16 protein-coding genes, 1 tRNA gene and 1 pseudogene are annotated in these 21,885 nt (G+C 69.7%); 14 read left to right on the top strand and 4 right to left on the bottom strand.

Annotated features, from left to right (window positions below; translation table 11 throughout):
• Positions 1-145 precede the first annotated feature (145 nt).
• Together ACFVVO_RS34715 and ACFVVO_RS34720 are read right to left on the bottom strand one after the other, a co-directional pair.
• Entirely contained in the window at positions 146-436 is a 291-nt protein-coding gene (locus tag ACFVVO_RS34715; protein WP_390060402.1) for a hypothetical protein, read from the bottom strand.
• A 350-nt stretch (positions 437-786) separates the two neighbouring features.
• Positions 787-1,815, bottom strand: coding sequence for a hypothetical protein (locus tag ACFVVO_RS34720; RefSeq protein ID WP_390060403.1), 1,029 nt, complete (start codon positions 1,813-1,815; stop codon positions 787-789).
• 176 nt (positions 1,816-1,991) lie between these two features.
• On the opposite strand from ACFVVO_RS34720, the gene ACFVVO_RS34725 reads away from it, so the two are divergent.
• From ACFVVO_RS34725 to ACFVVO_RS34760, 8 genes and pseudogenes are all read left to right on the top strand, one after another.
• The gene (locus tag ACFVVO_RS34725) at positions 1,992-2,255 is read left to right on the top strand and encodes a helix-turn-helix transcriptional regulator (RefSeq protein ID WP_390060404.1); all 264 of its coding nucleotides are present in this window, start codon (positions 1,992-1,994) and stop codon (positions 2,253-2,255) included.
• Between the two features lie 172 nt (positions 2,256-2,427).
• Positions 2,428-3,279 (top strand): DUF6083 domain-containing protein, encoded by an 852-nt coding sequence (locus ACFVVO_RS34730; protein WP_390060406.1) that lies wholly within the window; start codon positions 2,428-2,430, stop codon positions 3,277-3,279.
• A gap of 2 nt (positions 3,280-3,281) precedes the next feature.
• Positions 3,282-3,758 (top strand): hypothetical protein, encoded by a 477-nt coding sequence (locus ACFVVO_RS34735; RefSeq protein WP_390060408.1) that lies wholly within the window; start codon positions 3,282-3,284, stop codon positions 3,756-3,758.
• A pseudogene (locus tag ACFVVO_RS34740) lies at positions 3,755-5,234 on the top strand (UvrD-helicase domain-containing protein). Before ACFVVO_RS34735 ends, ACFVVO_RS34740 begins: the two are co-directional and overlap by 4 nt.
• A 169-nt stretch (positions 5,235-5,403) precedes the next feature.
• Positions 5,404-5,805: a hypothetical protein gene (locus tag ACFVVO_RS34745; RefSeq protein ID WP_390060410.1), complete on the top strand. Its 402-nt coding sequence runs from the start codon at positions 5,404-5,406 to the stop codon at positions 5,803-5,805.
• A gap of 117 nt (positions 5,806-5,922) precedes the next feature.
• The gene (locus tag ACFVVO_RS34750) at positions 5,923-6,210 is read left to right on the top strand and encodes a helix-turn-helix domain-containing protein (protein WP_070201824.1); all 288 of its coding nucleotides are present in this window, start codon (positions 5,923-5,925) and stop codon (positions 6,208-6,210) included.
• Positions 6,207-7,766, top strand: coding sequence for a helix-turn-helix domain-containing protein (locus tag ACFVVO_RS34755; protein WP_390060412.1), 1,560 nt, complete (start codon positions 6,207-6,209; stop codon positions 7,764-7,766). The genes ACFVVO_RS34750 and ACFVVO_RS34755 overlap by 4 nt, the downstream gene beginning before the upstream one ends.
• Positions 7,766-8,338, top strand: a complete 573-nt coding sequence (locus tag ACFVVO_RS34760; RefSeq protein WP_390060414.1) for a transcriptional regulator — start codon at positions 7,766-7,768, stop codon at positions 8,336-8,338. Before ACFVVO_RS34755 ends, ACFVVO_RS34760 begins: the two co-directional genes overlap by 1 nt.
• Positions 8,339-8,496: 158 nt before the next feature.
• Here ACFVVO_RS34760 and ACFVVO_RS34765 read toward each other — a convergent pair whose 3' ends face one another.
• Positions 8,497-9,306 (bottom strand): SUKH-3 domain-containing protein, encoded by an 810-nt coding sequence (locus ACFVVO_RS34765; protein WP_390060416.1) that lies wholly within the window; start codon positions 9,304-9,306, stop codon positions 8,497-8,499.
• Positions 9,307-9,484: 178 nt separating this feature from the next.
• On the opposite strand from ACFVVO_RS34765, the gene ACFVVO_RS34770 reads away from it, so the two are divergent.
• Positions 9,485-9,558: transfer RNA gene (locus tag ACFVVO_RS34770), tRNA-Met, on the top strand.
• Positions 9,559-9,986: 428 nt separating this feature from the next.
• Here ACFVVO_RS34770 and ACFVVO_RS34775 read toward each other — a convergent pair.
• Positions 9,987-10,787 carry an HNH endonuclease gene (locus ACFVVO_RS34775; RefSeq protein ID WP_390060417.1) on the bottom strand — a complete coding sequence of 267 codons (801 nt, stop codon included), beginning with the start codon at positions 10,785-10,787 and terminating at the stop codon, positions 9,987-9,989.
• 537 nt (positions 10,788-11,324) lie between these two features.
• On the opposite strand from ACFVVO_RS34775, the gene ACFVVO_RS34780 reads away from it, so the two are divergent.
• The 5 genes from ACFVVO_RS34780 to ACFVVO_RS34800 all read left to right on the top strand — a co-directional run bounded on the left by ACFVVO_RS34780 (position 11,325) and on the right by ACFVVO_RS34800 (position 21,746).
• Positions 11,325-13,151, top strand: coding sequence for an ATP-dependent endonuclease (locus tag ACFVVO_RS34780; protein ID WP_390060419.1), 1,827 nt, complete (start codon positions 11,325-11,327; stop codon positions 13,149-13,151).
• Positions 13,152-13,527: 376 nt separating this feature from the next.
• Positions 13,528-14,697, top strand: coding sequence for an exonuclease SbcCD subunit D (locus tag ACFVVO_RS34785; RefSeq protein WP_390060421.1), 1,170 nt, complete (start codon positions 13,528-13,530; stop codon positions 14,695-14,697).
• Position 14,698: 1 nt separating this feature from the next.
• Positions 14,699-17,713 (top strand): AAA family ATPase, encoded by a 3,015-nt coding sequence (locus ACFVVO_RS34790; protein WP_390060423.1) that lies wholly within the window; start codon positions 14,699-14,701, stop codon positions 17,711-17,713.
• A gap of 768 nt (positions 17,714-18,481) precedes the next feature.
• The gene (locus ACFVVO_RS34795) at positions 18,482-19,159 is read left to right on the top strand and encodes a restriction endonuclease (protein ID WP_390060438.1); all 678 of its coding nucleotides are present in this window, start codon (positions 18,482-18,484) and stop codon (positions 19,157-19,159) included.
• Between the two features lie 181 nt (positions 19,160-19,340).
• Positions 19,341-21,746, top strand: a complete 2,406-nt coding sequence (locus tag ACFVVO_RS34800) for a Helicase associated domain protein (protein ID WP_390060425.1) — start codon at positions 19,341-19,343, stop codon at positions 21,744-21,746.
• The last annotated feature ends 139 nt before the right edge of the window (positions 21,747-21,885 follow it).

Raw genomic sequence — 21,885 nt, forward strand, 5'->3', positions numbered from 1 at the left:
GAGCCTGCCCGGCGTCGTGCCGCGTACGTCGTGCACGCTCGGCCAGCACGGTCTGCAGCAGGTACCCGACGTGCTCCGCACGCTGTTTCTCCTGCGGTCGTGCGCTCCGCAGGGTCTGCTGGCGCGGCACGCCAGTCGCGAGGTGTCAGTCGTCGTCGGGGTCGTTGCGGCCGGCGAACAGGAGGTGCGCTGTGACGGCGGCCCGCTCCACCGCGTGGCGGTGGGTGATGCGGCTGGTCATGCGGCTCTTGCAGTCGATCAGAAACACCTGACGGTCCTTGGCGGCCACCAGATCGGGTGTCCAGCGCAGCGAACTCTCGGTGCCCCGCAGGGCGACTCGCACCGCCTCGGTCAGCACACCCTGGCCCCAGGGGCTGACGTTCCATCCGCGCAGGGCGAGATCTTCGGCGACGCGCCTTTCGTGTGCGTCGCCCACGGCCTTCCTCTGCTGAAAGCTCGGCATACCGGCAAGTGTTGCTCTCCTCCTCGAGCCCGAAACAACCCGGTGCCCCGTCTCGGACACTCCTGGCCAGGGGGGGGTGGCGGTCGTTGTCGTTCATTGGCGTTCATGGGTGTCCGCCGGTGTCTCCCTGCGTCTCATGGCGTCTCACTCTGCCTCGAAACAACATGACCGGATCTGACTCCTGCGGCCGTGGACCGGGAGGTGCGGCCCACCTGCCGTACGTCTCTTCGTCCCGCCGTGGCGGGACCGGACGATGGCGGGACGCGGCTCGGCCGTGCCGCCTTCCGCACTGTTTCGGAAGGGACGGGAAGGCTGCCAGGTGCTCACCTTCCTGGTGTGGCGCTGTTCGGTGCGCCGCGTTCGGGGAGGAGACGCCAGGTGATCTCGTCGTGCTCCCTGAGGTGCTGCCAGGCGTCAAAGAGACGGCAGCGGACCAGTTGGTCAAGGAGATCCTCCACCTGCTGCGGGGACTGACCGCCCAGCCGGGCAAGCACGTCGAGTTCCGCACTGCCGAAGCTGTCAGACGTGTGAGCTGCCAGGATCAGAGCGGTGAGCTGCACCGCGGGAGACATCCCGCGCGGCGCGACCAGCGGAACAGGGTGCAGGGCCCAGTGCGCCGCGCGGGCGCCGCGACCGGATGTCTGGGTCTGCATGTCCGCATCGAGCAGACGCGCTTCCACGTGGGGACGCCGCGGGACGGAACAGCGCAGCCACCCGACATGTTCCAGTTCGCTCCACAGTTCCGCACGGCCGTGCAGCCGCATGCTGCGCAGAAGACCGCTGGGGAGCCGGACGCGGCCTCGGCCGTCGGCGCGCAGGGCGCACTGCAGGGCCAGCAGCCGGGCGGCGGAGGAGGAGAAGCGGGGCAGCGCCACCCCGAGGTAGGTGAGCATTTCCCGGACACGCTGCCGCTCGCCCGGTCCGTGCGGGGGACGAGTGCGTCGGGCTGCCGCACCGGCCGGCCGCGGGCGTGTGGAGGCGAGCAGGGTGTCGGGTACGACGGCGGTGTTGGTGGTGGCGGCCGCGCAGGCGGCGCATGCGTCCGCCAGCCGCCACACGCGGCCGCTGCGGTCGCAGGTCAGCGCCAGGAGCACGGGGCCGGCGCAGCCGCGGTGGCGCGGGTGCCAGGAGCAGTTCCGGGCCCGGCACTGACAGGTCCGCAAATGCCCGGGCAGCACGTCGCGTCGGGCGTGACGGGCCAGGTGCGTCAGGGCGACGGAACGGGCTGAGGCGGCCTGCAGCCGGTAGCCGTGCAGCGTGCATTGCGGGCAGCTCAGCAGCGGCCCGCCCGGCTGCGGGTGCAGCTGAACCGTCCAGATGCGCTGCACCGTCTCGTGCGTGGAGAGCCTCATCGGGCTCGCTGTCCTCCGATCTGCGGGCCGTCGAACGGGTGCGTCACAGACGCCGGAGGCCGGGAGCTGAGCGCTCCGCAGCGCCGATCCCCGCACCGCCGATGTCACCCCTTCCCTAGCAAATAGTGCAGAGGTCTGCACTGACAGGGCAGGGTTCTGCACCGTCGGATGGTGGGGTGACGATCTTGCCGCCCGACCCCGACCTCGCCGCGCTGCGGGTGACGCTCGCGCGCCTGAGGGTCGAGCGCAACTGGACCTTCGACGAACTCGCCCGCCGCAGCGGTCTGGCCCGGCGCACCCTCATCGACCTGGAACACGGCCGCACCACCGGCAGCGTCACCACCTGGCACGCCCTCGCCCACGCCCTCGGCGTCCCCATCGACGAACTCCTCGGCTCCCTCTGCGCAGACCACACCCCACCCGGCACGCCGCAACCGTGAACCGCCCGTCAGGCCCCTCCGTCGCCCCGGTGCGACATCACCTGAACAGGCGACCCGTCCTCGATCGCAGGTTCGCTCACTCGTGCGGACGTTCCCCGGGATTGCGCCATCCGCAGGACACCGTGAGCAGCTGTCCCGGCGCAGCGGCGCGCCGCCTGGCACCTTCACCGCCATGTGCCCCAATTCCACCTCCACCGCATGCCGCTGGGACGGCAGCCCCCGCGACACCCGACCCCGACGCCCGCTGCGCGTGGCCGCCACCAGCCCCAGCCGCCTGCTGCGCACCGGCCAGAGCAGCCGCTGCCGCGCATGCGGCAACTCCATCGACTTCTACCAGCGCGCAGACCAGCGCCCCATCGCCCTGCACCCCGCCGAACTGGCCGCTGCCCTCGTCCCCGTTTCCTGCCGCTGGCACCTGAGCTGCGGCATCGCCCACCCGCACGGTGACGGCAGCGCCTGGTGCCGCATCCCGCACGCCGTGCTCTGCCCGGCCCGCGTCCCGACGCTCCGCCTGACCTCCCACGTCGAGGAGATGCGCCGCCAACTCGGCGTCCGATCCCGCCGCCTGATCGACTCAGGGGTTTTCGCCCCGGCCGCGCCGCCCCCGCCCGAGCCGGACGCCAGCAGCGCCCGGCCTGCCCGTCCCGTCGTACAGCTGCTGCTGGGCCGCTATCTCGCCGACCGGCCGATCGAGGACATTCGGTGTGTGGCCCAGACCCGGCACCGCCGCCGCTGTCCGCTGCCCGTACTGGCTCCCGGCACCCCCAAAGGGATCTGGAAGCTCCTGCCCGCCGGCCCCCAGCGCGGCCAACTCACCCTGCCCACCGGACCGATGGCCGTCTACGACCTCAGCCGCCTGCCGTACGGCGAGCAGCTGCGCTGGCGCACCCAGCACTGCCCCGCCCATGCCGCAGCGCCGAACGCCGCCGACCTCGCCCTGGCCGGATGGCAGGTCTTCGACCCCCTCCTGCACGCAGCCCACATCCGCACCCGCATCCCGCACGCCCCCGGCGACCAGGCGTGACGATGGCGCACCACGCCCTGGAAATCACTTTGACCCGGCCCCTCACCACGGCCGAACTCCAACACGCCGACCGCACGATGCGGCTCGCCCTCGACCGCGACGCCACCCGGCTCATGACCGTCGTACGCGCCAAGACCCCTCGAAAGGCCATCACCCGACTGCGCCGCCAGATCGGCACACGGCTGCCCGTCGACGTCATCACCACGCACTACCCCGACCGAAGCGGCAAGATCCTCCTCAACGTGGCCTTCGCGTCCGCCGCACACACCGCCCTCAGGGCAGCGGCCGACCGAGCAGCACAAACACCCCAGTGCTTCCTGGAGCTGGCCGTTCACCAGGACCTTGCCCAGCACGCCGCCGCCGAGGCAGACCGCCTCGAACGAGCCCTGCAGCACCTGCTTGCCCACACCACCCCAGCCCATCTCATCGCGGCCGTCGGGCGCTGCCTGACCCGCACCTCCGGAGCCGCGCCGTGCTGAACCCGACCGACGAACAGGCCGCCGCGGCTGACGCCTTCCATGCCGGCGAACACCTGTCCCTGCAAGCCGGCGCGGGCACCGGCAAGACCACCACCCTGACCCAGCTCGCCCACGCCACCCAGCGCCGCGGCCGCTACCTCGCCTACAACCGGGCCATCGCCCAGGACGCCACCAGGCGCTTCCCCAAAAGCGTCCTGTGCAAGACCGCCCACGCCCTGGCCTACGCCGCCGTCGGCCACCGCTACACCAGCCGCCTGGGCGCCCCCCCGCCGCCCCGCCTGGCAGACCGGCCAAGCCCTCGGCATCACCAAAGCCATCCGTGTCGGCGACCGCGACCTGTCCCAGAAGACCCTCTCCTATGTCACCCTGCGCACCGTGGCCCGCTTCTGCCACACGGCCGACGCGACGATCACCCGCCACCACGTCCCTCAGCTGCGCGGCCTGGAAGAGCCCAGCCTGCACGCGCAACTCGCCGCCCACGTCGTCCCGTTCGCCCGCAAGGCGTGGCTGGACCTGCAGCACCCCGACGAGGGCGCCGTCCGCTTCGACCACGACCACTACCTCAAGATCTGGGCCCTCACTCAGCCGAAGATCGACGCCGACTTCCTGCTCCTGGACGAGGCCCAGGACACCAACCCCGTCGTCGAGAAGATCTTCCTCGCCCAACGCGACCACGCCCAGCTGGTCATGGTCGGCGACTCCGCCCAGGCCATCTACCACTGGCGCGGCGCCAAAGACGTCATGGCCGGCTTCGACGGCACCCAGCTCGCCCTGTCCCGGTCCTTCCGCTTCGGCCCCCGCCTCGCTGAGGAAGCCAACCGCTGGCTGCACCTGGCCGACGCCCCCATCCGTCTCACCGGCGCCGACGCCGTGCCCACCGAACTCGGCCCCGTCACCCGGCCCGACGCGGTCCTGTGCCGTACCAACGTCGGCGCCATGGCCCAGGTCATGGAGCTGCTGTCCGACGGACACCGGGTCGCGCTGGCCGGGGGAGGAGACAGCCTGCGCGCTCTGGCCCTGGCAGCCCGCGACCTCAAAGAAGGACGCCGCACCACCCACCCCGAACTGGTGCTGTTCACCACCTGGGGCGATCTGCAGGACTACGCCGCCTGCGACCCCGCCGGCCGCGATCTGCAACCCCTGGTCGACCTGGTCGACACCCACGGCGCGGACGCCATCCTGGCCGCCGTGGCGCATCTCGCGCCCGAAGACCAGGCCGAGGTAACCGTCTCCACCGCGCACAAGGCCAAAGGCCGGGAATGGGCACAGGTGAAGATCGCCGACGACTTCACCCCACCCTCCGACGGGCCGCCGGACGGTACGGGGCAGGGAACCGTCCGCCGGATCGACGACAAGGAGGCCTGCTTGGCCTACGTAGCCGTCACCCGTACCCGGCGCCGCCTCGACATCGGCGGCCTGTCCTGGATCAACGAGCATCCGGAAGGAGCATCGGCCGGTCCTCAGCCACCGCGGTGATGCCCAGGGCGGTTCCGGGCGTTCGGAGCCTCCGCGTGGAAGATGCACGGGGAGCAGCGGCACGGAATCGCAAGGGACGGGCGGCTGCCTCTGTCGGTGACGGCGCATGCGAGAAGCCTTCAATGGCAGCCCGCTGTCCACAGGAGGCCCCCGGCAGGCTTCTTGAGCTATGGACATCAGCTCGCCGGGCATCGCCCGGCACAACAAGAAGACGCCGCGCTGCGAACGCCACGACGCCCTCCTCCAGCCAGAGGAGCGCACCGAGTTCGCGGCCCTGTTCCCGGCCGGCCACCAGGCGCAGATGGCGTTCCTCCTGGCCCGCTACGCCGGCAACGCCTCCCTGGTCGCCGAGCTCTTGGGCACTGGAGTGCGTACGGTGCGCCGCCACTGCCGTGGGTGGCCGCCACCGCCCGGGCTCCGGCTGCGCCGGGCCCTGCGCCGCCGTGTCGTGGACCTCGTGTGCCCCCGGTGCCTGTCCGATCGTGCGGTGGAAGACGCGCGCCAGGCGGACCGGGAAGCCCGGCGCGCGACCCGACGGATTCCGCGTGATCGGGGCGGCCTGGATCGCTGACACCCGCGTGCCCGAGAACCTTCAGCTCCTTCAGAACGCTGAAAGCTTTCCTGCATCATTGATGGTTAAAAGCTTACTTAAATGCGAAAGTTGCATGGAATCAGGTAAGATGGTGGCATGGGATTGCGCTTGGAGGAGTCGCTGCGACTGACGGTGGCCGCATTGATGCAGGTAACGGGTGAATCGCAGCGGTCGGTCGCGGGGGTGCTGGGACTGACGCAGACACAGGTGTCACGCCGTCAGTCGGGCGCCATCTCCTGGAGTCTGCGCGACGTCGACGTCCTGGCCGAGCACTACGGCATCGGCGCGCTGGACCTCCTGGCGGGTCCGACCAGAGCATGCGAGGCGCTGCCCGCCGACCGGCGCCGTACCGTGCGGACCGAAGCAAGGGGGACGGGCCGGTGAGCGACTTCGACGCGATCGACTCGCTGCTCGACGCCGTCGGCCCCCAGGCCGAACTCCCGCCCTGCCACGTGCGCCGCGAGCTGCGAGAGCGGGCTCGGCTGTCCAAGGCACAGGTGGCACGCGCGCTCGGCGTGAGCCCCTCAACCCTCAGCGGATGGGAAAGCGGCCGGGACCCGGCCGGCGAGATCCGCACCAAATACGCCTACCTGCTGGACGGACTGAACGCCAAGCTCGCCACCGGGTCCGAGATCGAGGCGGCGCCGGCTGCGGAGCAGCCCGTCACGTCAGGCACGGCCGCGACCGTCACCCCCCTGCCTTCGCCCGACCTCGGCCAGGACGAGGACGGGGACGACGTGGAGCTGCTCGTCGCCCCCGAGCCCTGTGTGCTGTGCGGCCGTCCGGCCGGACAACGCGTGGCGGGGTTCGCTCAGCACCTGACCCCGGCCGACTGCCGGCCCACCACCGGAGCCTCAGCTGCCCCGCCAGCCGGACAGCCCACCGCGCAAACCCCGAAAGCGCCGCCGCGCACGGCACGTCCGGCGCGTGCGACGGCGCGTTCCAAGGGCCCGGCCCGCCACGCGTTCCAGGAGCCGTCCGGCCCGGTCGACCTGATCCGCGAGGCCGTGCAGGGCGCGCTTGCCGAGCACCGGGGCGACGTCGACGCAGCCACGGCGGCGCTGGTGAAGCGGGCGATCCCGGACGCGATGCGACTGCTGGACGAGACCCGTAAGGGCGCCCGCTACGACGTGATCGCGCACCCCTGGATCCCCGACATCCTCAAGAAGCAGACCGCGCGCGGCGCGGACCAGATCTGGGAAGCCCGCCCCAAGTGGACCCGTCACGAACTCCCGCCCGGCCGGCATCAGGTGACCGCGCTCGACATCAACGGCGCCTACCTCTCCGCCCTCAAGACGCACCTACCCCTGGGCCAGCTCGAGCACTCAACCGGCCTCGCCCACGACCGCCGCCGCTCCGGAGTCCACCTGATCACCCCGCCCGAGTGGGAGCACGAGGCGGTGCTGCCTAACCCGATCGGCCAGCGGGACGAGCCCGGCCCGCTGTGGGTCACCGAGCCGACGCTCCGCCTCCTGCTGCGCCTGTCCGGCCCCAAGCACCAGCTGTGCGAGCCTCCTCAGATCCACGAGTCGTACACCTCCGGGGCCACGGAGAACCTGCTGGAGAAGTTCCGCATCGCCCTGAAGGACGCCCGCGACACGGCGATCGAGCAGGGCGACACGGTGACGCTGGAGTACGTGAAGGCGATGTACTCGAAGTTCGTCTCCACGATGGGGGAGTCGAACTACAACCGGGAGCTCTACCGGCCGGACTGGATGCACCTCATCCGCAGCCAGGCCTTCGCCAATCTGTGGCTCAAGGCGCTCAAGGCCCATGACGAGGGCCTGGCCGTCGTCCGGGCGATGGGCACCGACGAACTCCACGTCATCGGTGACTGGCGCCGTGTCTTCGCCGAAGGCCGAGCTGTTACCGAGGTCAAGGTCAAGGACACGTACACCGCCGGAACCGACGCCGCTGAGCACGCAGGCGAGGGGGAGTAGTGCCGCAGAAGAACATCGACTTCGGACGGTTCGGCGCCCGGGGCATCAAGGGCAGCGACGCCGTCGCTCGCAAGCTCGACGAACTCGCGGGCGGCATCGCCACTCCCGTGACCGCCAAGCGCGGCTGGATGGCGCGCCTGCACTACCTGACGAAGTCGACCCAGACCCTGAAGGCCGCGCAGGACGCCGGACTCACCGTGACCCACCGGACGCTGAAGGCCTGGCTGGAGGGCAAACGCCGCCCCTCCAAGGCCAACCTGGAACGCATCGACCAGGTGTACCGGGCGGTGCGCCGTCACAACGTCGCCCGCCATCTCCTCAGGCGCCTCAATCGCGACGGACGCGGTACGCGAGTGGAGATCCACCCGCTCAACCAGTCCCAGGTGCCGCAGCCGCTGCAGCGGGTGGTGGAGTACCGGACGATGAACGTGCGCCGCTGGGACCGCATCGTCGGCTCCTGGGCGGCCGGCGACTACCAGGGCCTCGACGCCGCGTGGCAGGACACGATCGTCGACCTCGGCTCGCAGTGGGGCCAGTACGAGTACGTCACCAACGTCGGCTTCGCCGCATAGAGCCCCTGCTGTAGGTTCGGCCGCTTCGTTAGCAGGAGGTCCTGCTGAGACTGCGGATTCCGCGTCGTGTTAGCAATGTGTCGATCGGCTGATCTTTAGCAATCGCGTGGCCCGCGGGGAAGCATCGTCGGAGTGGGGCCCGGTCCGGCTGGGGCTGTTCAGTCGGCAGTCTCGATCCGCTCCGGGGCGATGCCCAGGATGAGCTTCTCCAGCGCGTCCTGGGCATCGCCGAACGTAGCCAGCCAGGTCTCGACCAGGTAGATCTCGCTGTTCTCGTCGATGCCGAGGAAGAATCTGCCCTCATCGAGTTCACCGAGGGGGAAGATGTCGCGCCCGATGGTGTGACTCCAGTCGGCGAAGCGGTCTTCCTCGCCGATCAGTTTGTCCGGGTCGAAGTTGAAGGGGGTCTTGGCGCAGGTGATCCCGGGGCCGCTGATCTGGACGTCCAGGCCACCGAACTCCGCCAAGAAGGCTTCAGCGGCATCGTGCATGCGGACCAGGCCGGTCTTCTCGAGCGTCTTGCGCCAGTGGTCCGTCGAGACGTGCCGTCCCGGCCGCCAGCCTGCTGAGCGCAATGTCTCCTCGATCACGCCAGTTTCCCGTAGATACGTCGCCGCCGCATCGACCCATGCCTTGTCCACCGGCACGTCTTCTGGCCAGCCGGGCCGCCAGTCCGCCTGCCAGTGGGCGAAGTCGTCACGCAGGAACTGCGGGTCAACTGGCTTGAGTCGCACTTGCTGTCGCTGATCGGCCCACCAGACCTCGAATTCGGCCTCGGTTCCTTGGTCTGGCCAGCGTTCCGCGACCGCCGGCAGAAGCAGAACATCGACGAACCCTCCGACCGGAAGACCGATGTCGACGAATATCCCGGTCGCGCCCGGCCTCGGAACTGCCGTCACCGTCCCTCGGAACCGTTGTCCGAACCGCAGGCCGCGACGGATTCGAATCCACTCTTCAGCGCTGACCACCCGGACATCCTGGCATCCCGCTCTCCGAAGCACCGCAGGTGCTGCTAACGCGCCCCGGAAGGTTGCTAGCCGACTGCTAGAGATCGACCGGCACTGCTAACGCAGACCCGGAACCTACACCTGCGCCGAAAAGTGGTCTTCGGCGCCTGCTGTGATGGCGTACGGTGGGGGATACCGACGCGGGGTGGAGCAGCTCGGTAGCTCGCTGGGCTCATAACCCAGAGGTCGCAGGTTCAAATCCTGTCCCCGCTACTGCCGAAGAAGCCCGGATCTACACGATCCGGGCTATTTCGCGTTCCCTGGACGATCCTCACCGCGCCATCTGTTTTCTCCCGCCTGGCGCCGCCGCTGTGTCGGCACAGGTCACCATGGATACGCGGGCGTGTCGGGGCCGTGACATCCCCTCAGCGGCCGCTCAGCCCTGCACACAGTGAAGAAGGTGGTGGGGTGTGGTCGGCGTGGCTGCTTCGGGGACCGGGGGTGGCAGGTGCGCGGACTGAGCGTCGGCGCGACCTCCGCGCCGTCCGCAACTCGATGGGCTGCACGAGAGGCCCGGCACTGATTGTCGTACAGTTCGGACCTCTGCGAACGAGGCTGGTAGGCGATCCGCTCCGGTCGCCGCCAGGCGAGCTGGTCGGCCTCCTTGGCCGTGCCCGGCCGACTGCCGTCCGGCAGACGGACTACAAGTCCACTGGAAAGTAGTCGCCTTTGTGGAGATTGCAGATCCAGTGGGCGAGCTGGACGTTGAGCAGCGTGTGCTCGCCCCCTGCGGTGAGCGGGATGCGGTGATCGAGGGTTGCGCACCACATGTCGGGCCAGGCCCGTTCACGCTCGACGGCCGTCTTGCATATCTGGCAGACCCAGCCGTCGCGTTCGTACACCGCGAGAGGATCCAGACGCTCGACGGTGGCTTCCAGGCCCAGCTCGCGCATCCGGGCGGCGTAGCTGCCGGCCGCACGCGACACGCGCTGCAGGCGCTCGGACCGGGCTGCGTAGGCGGGTGTCCACAGCCGAGGCACGGACTCCTTGCCGCATACGAAGGCTGTCCAGGTGTACTCCTGGTCCATCTCGTCCACATCACGGATGATTTCCGTGTACCACCGCCACGTCCCGCCCTCTGCCTCGAAGGGCCCGAAGGTGTCATCCAGTGGCTTCAGGCCCAGGAAGGCTCCCAGGATCAAAGACGTCGGAGTCCACGTATGGTCAGTCAGGTAGTAGAACGCCGCGCCGGTCTGCGTGTGGACGGACAGCGCCACCTGCTCCAGCTGCCAGCTGCCGCCGCTGTGCGGCTTCACCTGCCAGGGGATGGCGTCATCCGGCAGGTCGACGGCCCGGTGGACGGCGGTCATGGAACCATGCCGTTCCACCACGTCGCCCGGCTTGGGTGAGTAACCCTGGATCTCATAGGGAAAGAGCGAGCCGGCCGGCAGGGTACGGAACGCCCTCGCAGACCGGGCACCTTGAGGATCGGGCGAGAACACGGGCGGCCGGGTGATCTCCCCACGCTCGATGCGACGGTTGAAGCGCCGATTGAGTGTCAGATTGCAGCGGGGCGAGCACACGTGCCGGTCGCGGTGCCTTCCAGTGCGCCCTGGAAGGCACCGGCTCCCCGCAGACTCGACACGGTTCTCCGCCCTTCGCCCGCTGACCGGTTTTGAGCTGCTCATCGCGCCAATCCCAGTAGGCTTCGTCGTTCCCCACCCGGCCCCCTCTTCCCTGGCCACAATAAGTCACGCTCGTCCAACAGCCGTACGGCAGCGCATCTGCCGGTTCCCCCGTGAGATGACCACCGAGTGGCCGGTGCCCGACCGACCTGTACGCACAAGTGATCGTTCGACCGCGCGAGCCTCACTTCGGGAAGACGCTAACTGACGCAAAACGGGGAGCTGTTGCTTTGCGTCCCTCTAAGATGACTGCCTGCGATGAGTGCTCAGGTGCCTCATCCGCACGCGTAACGCCCGCACGCCACACCCCTGCCCCTCGCCCGGCGGAGCGGGGAGATACGGAGCAGCTCGACCGTGCACCTCATCCGCTTCTCCGCGTGCGGGTTCCGCTCGCTGACCCATGTGCAGGACATCCCGGTCAGCAGCCCGACGATCCTGGCCGGCCGCAACGACGGCGGCAAGAGCGCGGTCCTGGCCGCGCTGGCCTTCCTGCTGGGCGAGCACCGTCTGACGGACGAGGACCGCACCTACCAGCAGGACGAGGGCGTCAAGGGACAGCGCTGCGCGGAGACATGGGTGGAGGGCGTCTTCCGCCTGGACGCCGCCGAGCAGGCCGCAAGCGCCCCCTTACCGGCCGAGCTGCGCATCCGGCGCCGGTCACGGGCCGGCGAGGCGGCGTGCTGGGAGTTCTTCGGATCGCAGCCCGCCGACAGCCGTCTGCAGGGCCTGGGTCGGCTGATGAAGAAGGATTTGACCGAACTGGTCGCCGAGTTCGGCCTCGTCCCGTCGGGCACACTGAAGGAAGACCTGCTGGCCGCGCTCACCACGCACGCCACGACCGTCCCGCAGACCGACCAGTGGCAGCCGCTGCCGAAAGACCTCGAGGGACGTCTGCCGCGGCTGCTGGCGTTCGGCGGCAAGGACGAGAGCCCGGACGACGCGGTGCGCACCGCTTTGAGCAGCTGCTACGAGACCCATCTGGAGGACGAGACCCTCCAAGGACAGGTCCGTGAGATCGAGAAGGAGATCACGCAGCGGCTGGAGAAGGAAGCGGATTCTCTGTGCCGGCACATCCGCCAGCACTGCCGTGAGTTCGTCGGCGTGGAGGTCAAGCCCGAGGTCTCCTTCAAGGGCGGCTTCAAAAGAGCGCCGCTGGAGGTCTCCAAGGCCGACGGCGAGCCCGTGGATCTGACCCGCTCGGGCCAGGGCAGCACCCGGCGCATCGCCCTCGCTGTGTGGGAGTGGACCAGCAGCCTCCTCGAAAGCAGTGAACTCGCCGCGACGGGGGAGCAGGACGAGCCGCAGCCCACCCAGACCATCGTCGTCTACGACGAGCCCGACACCCACCTCGACTACCGCCACCAGCGCACCGTCATGGACATCATCCGCAAACAGTGCGCCCTGCCCCACGTCAGCGTCATCGTCGCCACCCACTCCATGAACCTCATCGACGGCGTCGACATCGCCGACGTCGTCCACCTCAAGCTCAGCGACAGCGGCCGCACCCTCGTCGAGCGCCTCGACGACGACACCCACGACGGCATCGACTTCCACCTCGGACAGATCGCCGCCGCGGTGGGACTGCGCAACTCCGTCCTGCTGCACGAACGCTGCTTCCTGGCAGTCGAGGGCCCCACCGAGCAGCAGTGCGTGCCCCTGCTCTTCCGCCTCTCGCAGGGCCTGCCCCTGCAGGCGGCCGGCATCGCCCTGTGGGCCTGCGACAACAACGAAGGAGCACTCCACCTCGCGGGCTACCTCGTCAAGCACCACCGCACCGTCATGCTGATGGTCGACGCCGACAGCCGCACAAATAAGCACTTCAAGCCCGAGAAACTCGTCAGAGCCGGCCTCGACCTCACCAAGCAGGTCTCCTACGTCGGCGAGGGCGAGGGCTACAACGAGTTGGAGGAGCTCTTCAGCGACCTTCAGTGGGCGGCCGCCGCCAACGCCCACTGGCCCCGCCCCGAGGGCCGGCCCTGGAGCGCCGACGACTTCACGGAGCACCGGGGCGGCAAGTTCAGCGAGCGCATCCTCTACATGATCAAACAGCAGGCCGCAGAGAGCAGCCCCAACGGCAAGGCCGACATGCTCTACGCACTGGTGTCCATGCTCACCACCCCTGAAGAGGTCCCCCAGCAGCTACGGGACATCTTCACCGAGGTGCAGGCCCTCGCCTGCTGATCTGCTGCTGCGTTCGCCGCTGCAGCATGCGCTCCTTGCGCTGCTCAGTGGTCGGCGCCGTCCAGGCGTGCCATCCGGCCTCCGCCGTCCATTGCCGCGCGTGCGCGCGGGCTTCGATTCCGCACCACTGGCAGCCCCCGGGCGCCACAGTGTGCTCGGTCCTGGCAGAACGCGATAACGACATCACATCCTCCTTCCCCCACTGCTTATCTTGCCTCCTGCCACTGACAATCACCCTGCGAGCCGCGTCCGGCTCCGCCACCCGGCGGCGCAGGCGAAGAAACCTTTCCCTCGCGTGTCCCCAAGCCTCTGAAACAAGACCGTTTATCGGGAAAACCGCCCGTAGCTCCCACCACCCTGGTTACGGTCTGTGCCCATGAGGTTTCTGCACACCTCGGACTGGCATCTCGGCTGCCGGTTCCACGGGGAAGATCTGATCGACCGCCAGCGCAAGGTCCTGGACCACATCTGCGCCACCGCCCGCACCCACAAGGTGGACGCCCTGCTCATCGCGGGCGACATCTACGACCGCGCCATCCCGAGCCTGGACGCGGTACGCCTGTTCGACCGGGCCCTGCACCAGCTCGCCGACCTCGGCATCCCCACCATCATGATCAGCGGGAACCACGATTCCGCCCACCGCCTCGGCACCGGCTCCGGCCTGTACGCCAAAGCCGGCGTCCACCTGCGCACCAACCCCGCCGACGCCGCCCGCCCCGTCCTCCTCGACGACGAGCACGGCCCCGTCGCCGTCTACGGAGTGCCCTACCTCGAGCCCGCCCTGGTACGCACCGAGCTGGACGCCGAGACCGCCTCCCACCAGGCCGTTCTCACCTCCGCACTGGACCGCATCCGCGCCGACCTCGCCACCCGCCCGGGCACCCGCTCCGTCGTCCTCGCCCACGCCTTCATCACCGGCGCCACCACCAGCAGCAGCGAACGCGACATCAGCGTCGGCGGCATCGCCCACGCCGGAGCCGACCTCTTCGACGGCATCGACTACACCGCCCTGGGACACCTCCACCGCCCGCAGAGCGTCAACGCCCGCATCCACTACAGCGGCTCCCCGCTGGCCTACTCCTTCTCCGAGACCAACCACACCAAATCCCTCACCCTGGCCGACCTGCCGGCCGACGGCGTCCCCACGATCACCCGCCACGACATCCCGGCCGATCTCCACCTGCCGCTGGCCCGGCTGACCGGCCGCATCGAAGACCTGCTGACCGACCCCGCACACGAACATCTCAGCGAAGCCTGGCTGCAGGCCACCCTCACCGACACCGCCCTGCCGTACGAGGCGATGGCACGCCTCAAACAGCGCTTCCGCCACACGCTGGACATGCGGCACCTGCCCACCGGCATCCCGGCACAGGCCACTGACACCCCCACCTACCGCGAACGGCTACGTGGCCGAGGCGACCTCGACATCACCCACGACTTCATCACCGCCGTGCGCGGCACCCCACCCACCACGGCAGAGGCAGGCCTCCTCCAAGAAGCCGTCGACGACATGCGCGTGCGCGCCCAGGAGAAGGAAACCGTCTGACATGCGTCTGCACTCCCTGCGCCTGCAGGCCTTCGGCCCCTTCGCCCGTCGGCACACCGTCGACTTCGACGCCCTGTCCGCCGACGGCCTGTTCCTCCTGCACGGCGACACTGGCGCCGGCAAGAGCACCTTGTTCGCCGCCATCTGCTTCGCCCTCTACGGCCTGCCGCCTCACGAACGCAACATGCGCCTGCGCAGCGACCACGCTCCCGCGGACCTGCTGACCGAAGTGACCCTGGAAGTAACCCTGGCCGGCAAGCGCCTTCAGATCCGCAGGATCCCCGCCCAGAAGCGACCCCACCTGCGCAACAGCGCAGAACTCGTCGACCAGAAGGCCGAAACCCACCTCCACCAGTGGGTCCTCGACGAACACGGACACGGCCAGTGGGAAGGCATCATCAAGTCCCACAAGGAAGCCGGAGAAGAGATCAAGTCCCTCCTGCGCCTGACCCGGCAGCAGTTCTGCCAGGTCGTCCTGCTCCCGCAGAACGAGTTCACCAAGTTCCTGCGCGCCGACGCATCCGAACGCCGCATCCTGCTCGGCACCCTCTTCGGCACCCGCCGCTTCGGCATCATCGAAGAATTCCTCGCCACCCGCAAAACCCTCACCGCCAAGACGCGCGACGAGGCCCGCGCCGACGTCCTGCGTCTGGCCGAACGCATCCAGCAGGCGGCCGGCGACGAACTCGAACCTGCCCAGGACGCCCCCAGGGCCGACGACCCCGCCACCCTCACCGCACCCGCCCGCGCCTGGGCCAGCGCCCTGCACGACCGGGCCCTCACCCTCCAGGACGCCGCAGCCACCGCCACCGAGACCGCCGGGCAGCAGCTGGCGCAAGCCCGCCTGGCAGAACAGGCCGTACGCGACCTCCACCGTCTCCAGCAGGCCCACCACACCACCGCACACGACCTCGAACTGCTCCACGAGCAGGCCGCCCACCACGACGACCTCGCCGACCGCCGCGAGCGCGCCGTGAAAGCCCAACAACTGCAATCCGTCCTGGAGACCGCACACACCGCCGACCTCGAGCACACCCGTGCCCTGGACGACGACAGCCGCGCCCGCGCCCTCCTGCCGCCCGAACACGCATCCCTCGACACCGGCGGCCTCACCCACGCCGCGCAGCAGCTGCACGCCGCCACCGGCGCCGTCGAGGCACTCCTGCCCGACGAGGCCACCCTCCAACGCCACACGGCAGAACTAACCGCACTCGACCGCGAGCGCCAGCAGCTCACCGAAACCCTCACCGACGCCCAGGAATGGCTCAACGCCCTCCCGCAACGCCGCGCCGACCTTGCCGCACGCTTGGAAGCCGCCCGCAGCGCGCAGGAGACCAGCCGCGAACTCACCCCCACCCTCAACCTCGTCGAGAAGCAGCTGGAAGCCGCCAGGCGCCGTGACGCACTTGACCAGCAGGTCAGCGGCGCCCGTACAACCCTCAGCCGGGCCGAGAGGGACTCCGTGCAAGCCGCGCAAACGTACGTCGACATCCGGCGCCGGCGCACGGACGGCATCGTCGCCGAACTCGCCAGCCGGCTCGTGGACGGCGAAGACTGCCCCGTATGCGGTTCCCCCACCCATCCCGCACCCGCCACCGCCCAGCCAGGCCAGCCCACCGCCGCCGACGAACAGGCCGCCGAAGCCGCCCACACCCGAGCCCAGCAGACCGAGAACGAGGCCAAAGAAGCCCTGGCCCAGCTGAACGAACAGGCCGCCACCGCACGCGGTGAAGCCGGCGGCAACACCCCTCTCACCGACCTCACCGCCCACCGCGCCGACCTCGCACAACGCCTCGCCGACGCCCTCTCTCAGGCGGCCGACGCCGGACCGGCCGGCGAACAACTCGCCCTTCTGGAAAAAGAACAGGCCGACACCGAGCACACCCGCAACACCGCAACCGCACGCCTGGGCGCCGCCGACGCCAGCTACGACAGCCTGCACACCCAGCGCGAAGAGCTCACCCACCGCCTCGCGACCGCCCTCAACGGACACGCCACACTCGCCGACCGCATCACTTACCTCACTCAGAACGCCGGCCGGCTCGAGGCCGCCGCCGCGTGCGCTGTCGCCGTGGCAACAACCGCTGCAGAACGCGACAACGCCACCGCTCTCGCAGAGCAGGCAGCGCTCGCGGCAGGCTTCGCCTCCCCGGCCGACGCCTTCGCCGCCCGCCTGCCCGACGACGAACTCACCGCGATCGACAGCCAGATCACCCAGTGGCGTGAACAGTGCCTCGTCCTGACCGCCCGGCTCGCCGAACCCGAACTGCAGGCAGCCCTCGCCCAGCCGCCGGCCGACCTCGAGCACGCCGTCACCGAGCTGAACACCGCCACCACGACCCACTCCCGCACGGCAGCCCTCGCCACCCAGGCCGCCGACCGCGCAACCGCTCTGGCCACCCTCACCGCGCAGCTGGAAACCCAGATCCAGCGACTCGAACCCCTCGAGGACGCCTACCGCACCGTCGATCACCTCCACGGCCTCATCAGCGGCGGCTCAACCAGCAACCAGCTCCGCATGCAACTGGAGTCCTACGTACTGGCAGCCCGTCTCGAAGACGTCGTCGACGCCGCCAACACCCGCCTGTCACGCATGTCCCATCACCGCTTCACCCTCGTCCACTCCGACGACAGAGCCGCCCGAGGCGCCAAATCAGGCCTGGACCTCAAGGTTCTCGACGCCTGGAGCGGACGCAAACGCCACACCGACACCCTCTCCGGCGGCGAATCCTTCTACGTCTCCCTGGCCCTCGCCCTGGGCCTGGCCGACATCGTCACCGCCGAAGCCGGCGGCCAGGCACTGGACACCCTCTTCATCGACGAAGGCTTCGGCACCCTCGACGAAGACACCCTCCACCAGGTCCTCGACGTCCTGGACTCCCTGCGCGCCCACGACCGCACTGTCGGACTCATCAGCCACGTTCCTGAACTGCGCCGCCGCATCACCCAGCGCCTGCACATCTCCAAGCACATCGACGGCTCCACCCTCACACACCTGACCGAATCCGCCGAATGACCGCACGACAGGACGCCAGACTCTCCACGGCCCTTCCCCGACCAGAGCACAGCCCCCCCCAGGCCACGGGCCCCTGCCGATCTTCACCCCGCCATCGACCCCAGCCGTGACCACAAGCTGTGGAGGCTGCCCTCGGACCCCTCGGCCCCAGCCGAGAAGGCAGCCTCCAAGCGGATCCCGGCGCCGAGAGTCGCACTTCCCTCGAGTACCCGACTCGCGCCTCCCAGGCGCAGCACATCGAACACGAACCGCTTCCTGCCATTTCTGCATGTGATCGAAGCGACGGAAACAGAGCGCTGGGCGGCATGAGCACCTGCATCCGGCCACCTAAGCCGTACCAACACGCGTCAGCCCGGCCGCATGACAGGGGTTTTTGCAGGCCCGAGGACTGCTGCCCCCCACATTCGAACACCGCCGGACGCATACCCGCCTCACGGCGCGTTTTCGAGGCAGCGCCATGGCCTGCACTGATCAAACCGGCGGATTTGTCAGTGCCCACTGCTACACCAATTCCCATAGATCAGACCGCAGTTGACGGCCTGGCACTACGGAGGAGGAAGCAGTGGCGAAGCCGCCCGAGGGCTACCACAGGGTGCGAAGTCATTACCGGCGCAACCCCGGCCCCAGCGCAAAGAAGCTGAGCGGCTGGTCGATCGCAGGGCTGATTGCGGTGGTGTGGCTATGGAGCCAGCTCATCGGCTTCGGAGAGGCATCCCCGACAACGCCGCAAACCCCTACACCATCAGTGTCAGCAAGCGTGGGCCGCTGATGTCCCGCCACTCGCCCCGGCTGCGCCCACCCCGAGGTGGCAGGGAACAGGCCGCCGCCGCAGCCGTCGCCTGCGCCGCACTCTGGCTGCTGGCCAAGATCGCCACAGCCACGTGGCAGGCAGCCGTCCGCATCTGGCCATGGCTCGCCCTCCTCGCGGTTCTCGCCCTCGGCTACGCAGCCTGGCGGTTCATCCGTGAAGTACGGGCCCAGAAGGTGCGGGCCGAGACCCTGGCCCGGCTCCGGATCACGCTCGCACAACTCGACGCCATGGACGACCGGTCCTTCGAGTTCGCACTGCGTGACCTGCTCCTCCGCGACGGCTGGAACGCACGGCAGGTCGGCCGACAAGGAGACCAGGCCGCGGACGTCATCGGCGAAGACCGCCAACGCGGCAGGATCGTCCTGCAAGCCAAGCACACCACCGTCGCAGGCAAGGTCGGCTCATCAGTGATGTATCAGGTCAAAGGCACCGCAGGCCCCGTCCACGGGGCCGATACCGCAGTCGTCGTCACCAATGGCTCCTTCACCCGGGACGCCAAAACATGGGGCGAACGCCACCAGGTGCACTGGGTCGACCGCGACCGCCTGCGCCGGTGGGCCGAACACGGTACACCCCTGCAAGACCTTCTGCGCCTGCCCACGGCACGCAAGACAGCCTTCCGCCGGGCTGCCTGAAAAACCAAGCGGAGAAGGCCCGGCCCCGAGTAATCGCCCACTATCCGCAACCGACAACACCGATCACGGGGCGTGCACGGCTCTCAGCGCGCCCCCGCCAGAGCAGAGACACTGCGCCGCACCCCTGCTGTACGCGAGAATGAAGCGAGCCAGCCCCTCACGTATACCGAGGAATCGCGCGATGACCGCCAGCCCCACCGCCACAGAACACACCGGGCGTCTGGTCCTGCGCACGGACCAGCAGGAGGGCCTCGCCAGCACGGTCCGCCACCTGCGCCGCCCGCGCACCCGCGGGCACGCCGTCTCGGCCTGCGGCACCGGCAAGACCCTCTTCGCACTGCGCGTAGCCGAGGAACTCGGCGTGCGGCACCTGGCGGTGGCAGTGCCCAGCCTGGACCTGGTCGCACAGTGGGCGGCGGCCGCCCGCGCGGACGGCCGCCGCGAGCCGATGATCACCGTCTCCTCGCTGCGCGCCGCCTCCCACCCGCTCCTCGCCGAGGCCGAGGTCGACTCGGCCAACGTGGGGGAGTACCTGGCCTACTGGCTCGCCCGCCACCCCAAAGCGACGGTCTTCTTCACCTACGACTCACTGTCCAAGATCGAAGAGGCCCAGCACTCCGCGATCTTCCCCGCCCCCCTCTTCGGCCTGCTGGTCGTAGACGAAGCCCACGCCACGGCCGGCACCTGGGAGAAGAACTGGACCGCGCTCCACGACAACGAGCGCATCCCTGCCGAGCGCCGCCTCTACCTCACCGCCACCCCCTATGTGTGGGAAGCCCCCCGCCTGGCCGAGCCGCCCACCACCAGAGCGCAACCCAAACGCACCACCGCCACCGCACCGGCCTGGGACGACCCATCCCTACTGGCCACCATGGACCAACCGAAGATCTTCGGCCCCCGCTTGCACACCTACTCCCACGCCGACGCCATCGACGACGGCGTCCTGGCCGACTACCAACTCGTCGTCCCCACAGTCACCGACACCGAACTGCGCACCGCGCTCACCGATCCGCAAGCCGGGCCCACCGCGCGCCGTACCACAGCCCTGCACCTGGCCATCCTCAAAGCCATGCGCGAGCAGGACCTGCGGCACGTGTTCGTCTACTTCCAGCAGATCGCCGACGCCGCCGACTTCGCCCGCCAGTTCGCCCACACCCTGCGCACCCTCCCCGACGAACTGCGCCCCGACTGGGCGGGCGAGACCGTCGTGCAGTCCATCGACGGCACCCACAGCCCCCACCGGCGCGCCGACATCATCGCCCGCTTCACCGACGCCGAGCGGGGCGTACTGGCCAACGCCAAGATCCTCGGCGAAGGCGTCGACCTGCCCGCCGTCGACGGCGTCGTCTTCGCCGACCGCACCGCGAGCGTGCGCCGCATCGTCCAAGCCCTCGGCCGCGCCCTGCGCAAACCCCCCACCCTCAAGACGAAGACGGCCAGCCTCGTCATCCCCGCCTACATCCCGCCCGGCACCGACCCCACCGACCTCCTCGGCACCCCCTACGAAGCCCTCTGGCTGGTCACCGCCGCCCTGCGCCACCACGACCAGACCATCGCCGCCCGCGCCCCACGGGCCAAGAACCAGCACCCCGCCCGCGACTCCCACACCTACATCACCCGCCGCTTCCGCTTCGACCACACCCTCGACCCCACCGCGATCGCCCGCGCCTTGGACCTGCTGGTTTGGCCCTCCAGCGGCGCCGTCCTGTCCGCCCCGCGCCGCGCGGGTCTTGCCGCCGCCGTCCGCTACCGGGCCGAGCACGGCCATCTGCGGGTGCCGGCCGACTACGAGGACGCCTACGGTTACCGGCTGGGCTCCTTCATCACCGGCCAGCGCACCGCCTGCCGCGCGGGCGCCCTCGATGCGGCGTGGATCGCCGAGCTGGAGGCGCTCGGCATGGTCTGGGACGAGCACGAGGCCCTCTGGCAGGGTCACATGGCCACCGTCGAGGCCTTCTACGCCGAGCACGGCCACCTCGCCGTCCCCGCCCACCAGGCCGGCGGCCAGTTTCTCGCCGACCAGCGCACCGCCGCCCGCAACGGCCGTCTCGCCCCCGCCCGCGACGCCGAACTCACCGCCCTTGACCCGGACTGGAGGCTCCCGCACGGCCCCGACTGGCACCGCAAGTACCACGTCATCCGCCGCCACATTGAAGCTGGCACCCACCCCGCCACCCTGACCCGCGACACGGTCATCGGAACGGTGAAGGCCGGCAGCTGGCTGCACCGCCAATTCACCACCTGGACCCAACTCGCCCCCGGGCAGCGCGACCTACTCACCCGGATCGGCCTCACCCCCGACCAGGCTCCCCCCAGCACCGGCGCCCCGAGGCGGCGCACCTTCGCCCAGACCGCGCGGATCCTCGGCCTGTTCGTCGAGCGCTGGGGACGCACCCCCGGCGCCCGCGAGTGGATGGAGGTCGACGGTGAACGCGTCATGATCGGCCCCTGGCTCGCCAAGGCCCGCACCAGGCTGAACGCCGGGCAACTCCCGCCCGGCCAGACGCAGATGCTGACCGCGACCCTCGCCGAGTACGGCATCGAGGCAATCTCCGCTCCTGGCACCACCGAGCCCGAGAACGGGTGAGGACCGGCCGCCGAGCGTAACTCGGTCGCCAGTCCTCGTACTTCGTGCTGCCCCGCGTGATCGGCTGGGGAGCGGTGTCATGGCATGGGTCTTGTTGCAGAGCGTGGCGGAAACCAAGGGAACGCTGCGCAGGCGGGGT

Origin of the sequence: Streptomyces sp. NPDC058145, assembly GCF_042884245.1 — a bacterium.
GTDB lineage: Bacteria > Actinomycetota > Actinomycetes > Streptomycetales > Streptomycetaceae > Streptomyces.